This window comes from Streptococcus mitis (assembly GCF_047459985.1).
GTDB classification, from domain to species: Bacteria; Bacillota; Bacilli; order Lactobacillales; family Streptococcaceae; genus Streptococcus; species Streptococcus mitis_DZ.
Genome location: NZ_JASHHD010000031.1, coordinates 1 through 3148, shown reverse-complemented (window position 1 = coordinate 3148; position 3148 = coordinate 1). Strand labels below are relative to the sequence as shown.

Below are 3148 nucleotides of genomic sequence, written 5' to 3'. Positions count from 1 at the left end.
ATAGCGAATATCCCTTTTTATTTTGTTCTAAATCCGGTTTTTGGTTGGAATATCAGATGATAAGACAAAATATTTTTGAAAAGCAAAAAAGACAAACGCCAAAAATGACGTTTGTCTACATTCTGAAGCCGAAAGGCTTCTTTTTATGTCTAATAATGGATTAGAGCAAAAGATGGAAAGAAATGATAGAATATGGTATAATAAAATGATACAAAAAAGGAGTATTTATGGACATTTCAGAAATTCGTCAGAAAATTGACGCAAATCGTGAAAAATTAGCTTCTTTCAGGGGGTCTCTTTGACCTCGAAGGTCTAGAGGAAGAGATTGCCATCTTGGAAAATAAGATGACAGAACCTGATTTTTGGAACGATAATATCGCGGCCCAAAAAACGTCGCAAGAATTAAATGAATTAAAAAACACCTATAACACCTTCCACAAAATGGAAGATTTGCAGGATGAAGTTGAAATTTTATTAGACTTTTTAGCTGAAGATGAGTCAGTGCATGAAGAGCTGGTTGAAAAGTTGTCAGAGCTTGATAAGATGATGACCAGTTACGAGATGACCCTTCTCTTGTCAGAACCTTATGACCACAATAATGCCATCTTGGAAATCCATCCAGGCTCCGGTGGTACAGAGGCTCAGGATTGGGGTGATATGTTGCTTCGTATGTACACTCGCTATGGAAATGCCAAAGGCTTTAAAGTAGAAGTTTTGGATTACCAAGCAGGAGATGAAGCTGGTATTAAGTCGGTAACTCTATCATTTGAAGGCCCTAATGCCTATGGCCTTCTCAAGTCAGAAATGGGTGTTCACCGCTTGGTGCGAATCTCACCATTTGACTCTGCCAAACGTCGTCATACCTCTTTCACATCTGTAGAAGTGATGCCTGAGTTGGACGATACCATTGAAGTGGAAATCCGAGAAGATGACATCAAGATGGATACCTTCCGTTCAGGTGGTGCCGGTGGACAAAACGTCAACAAGGTTTCAACAGGTGTACGTTTAACTCACATTCCAACTGGAATTGTTGTCCAATCAACAGTGGATCGTACCCAGTATGGAAATAGAGATCGAGCTATGAAGATGTTGCAGGCCAAGCTCTATCAAATGGAGCAAGAGAAGAAAGCCGCGGAGGTAGATTCCCTCAAGGGTGAGAAAAAAGAAATCACATGGGGAAGTCAAATCCGTTCTTATGTTTTCACGCCATATACTATGGTAAAAGATCACCGAACTAGCTTTGAGGTTGCTCAGGTAGATAAAGTTATGGATGGAGACCTAGATGGTTTCATTGATGCCTATCTCAAGTGGCGCATCAGCTAAGATAGAAAGGAACTCACATGTCAATCATTGAAATGAGAGATGTCATCAAAAAATACGACAATGGAACGACTGCCCTACGCGGTGTTTCGGTCAGCGTTCAACCGGGGGAATTTGTTTATATCGTAGGTCCTTCAGGAGCAGGGAAGTCAACATTCATTAGAGCTTTGTACCGCGAAGTAAAAATCGAAAAAGGAAGCTTAACTGTAGCTGGTTTTAATCTGGTTAAAATTAAGAAGAAAGATGTCCCTCTCCTACGTCGTAGTGTTGGGGTTGTCTTCCAAGATTATAAACTGTTACCAAAGAAAACTGTTTATGAAAATATTGCTTATGCAATGGAGGTAATTGGAGAAAGTCGCCGTAATATCAAAAAACGGGTTATGGAAGTCTTAGACTTGGTTGGATTGAAGCATAAGGTTCGTTCTTTCCCAAATGAACTTTCGGGGGGAGAGCAACAACGGATTGCGATTGCGCGTGCTATTGTAAACAATCCCAAAGTATTGATAGCTGATGAACCAACAGGGAACTTGGACCCAGATAATTCATGGGAAATCATGAATTTGTTGGAACGCATCAATCTCCAAGGTACAACTGTCTTGATGGCTACACACAACAGTCAGATTGTAAATACCTTGCGCCACCGTGTCATTGCCATTGAAAATGGTCGTGTCGTTCGTGACGAAGCTAAAGGAGAATATGGATACGATGATTAGTAGATTTTTTCGTCATTTATTTGAATCATTAAAAAGTTTGAAACGAAATGGCTGGATGACAGTAGCTGCTGTCAGTTCAGTTATGATTACTTTGACCTTGGTTGCAATATTTGCATCTGTTATCTTTAATACGGCTAAACTAGCTACAGATATTGAAAATAATGTCCGAGTAATGGTATACATTCGTAAGGATGTAGCTGATAATAGTGAGACGATTGAAAAAGAAGGTCAGACTGTTACAAATAGCGACTACCATAAGGTATACGATGCTTTGAAAGGTATGTCAACCGTTAAAAGTGTTACGTTTTCAAGTAAAGAAGAACAATATGAAAAATTAACCGAGACAATGGGGGACAACTGGAAAATCTTTGAAGGGGATGCCAATCCTCTCTATGATGCCTATATCGTTGATACCAATACACCAAGTGATGTAAAGACAGTAGCGGAAGAAGCTAAAAAAATTGAAGGTGTGTCAGAAGTTCAAGATGGTGGTGCTAATACAGAACGCTTGTTTAAGTTAGCCTCATTTATTCGTGTCTGGGGACTAGTTATCGCGGGATTATTGATTTTCATTGCAGTGTTCTTGATTTCTAATACTATTCGTATCACCATTATTTCACGCAGTCGTGAAATTCAAATTATGCGTTTAGTAGGTGCTAAGAATGGATATATCCGCGGACCATTCTTGCTTGAAGGTGCCTTCATTGGTTTGTTTGGAGCAACCCTTCCATCAGTTCTGGTATTTATTGTCTATGAAATGGTTTACCAATCGGTTAATAAGTCATTGGTTGGTCAGAACCTTTCAATGATATCACCAGAAATATTCAGTCCACTGATGATTGCTCTATTATTTGTGATTGGAATTTTTATCGGTTCAATAGGATCAGGAATTTCAATGCGCCGATTCCTGAAAATCTAAAATAAAATAGAAGTATATTTGAGGAGATTTTAATATCTCCTTTTTTGCTACAAAAATTTTAGAAAAAAGGCTAAATTCCCAAACTAAGTTCCATCGCTAATTCAAGTGGAAGTTAGTCTGATAAAAACCCTAAAAACCAGTGGCAATCCGTGTCAAGGTAAGTTCCACTGGTTTTAATCATGCTTGGTTATATAGC

At 38.9% G+C, this 3148-nt stretch carries 3 protein-coding genes; all 3 read left to right on the top strand.

Annotated elements, in window-relative coordinates:
- Positions 1-227: 227 nt before the first annotated feature.
- The 3 genes from prfB (at position 228) to ftsX (ending at position 2952) form a co-directional block, all read left to right on the top strand.
- Positions 228-1323, top strand: a protein-coding gene (gene prfB / locus QM959_RS09390; protein ID WP_414372857.1) for a peptide chain release factor 2 whose coding sequence is annotated in 2 segments (ribosomal slippage) — positions 228-299 and positions 301-1323 — 1095 coding nt in all. Because the reading frame shifts where the segments join, the coding sequence is not laid out codon by codon here.
- Positions 1324-1340: 17 nt separating this feature from the next.
- On the top strand, positions 1341-2033 hold the full coding sequence (ftsE, locus tag QM959_RS09385; protein ID WP_414372856.1) for a cell division ATP-binding protein FtsE: 693 nt from the start codon (positions 1341-1343) through the stop codon (positions 2031-2033).
- Positions 2026-2952, top strand: coding sequence for a permease-like cell division protein FtsX (gene ftsX / locus QM959_RS09380; protein WP_414372855.1), 927 nt, complete (start codon positions 2026-2028; stop codon positions 2950-2952). The genes ftsE and ftsX overlap by 8 nt, the downstream gene beginning before the upstream one ends.
- Positions 2953-3148: the final 196 nt, after the last annotated feature.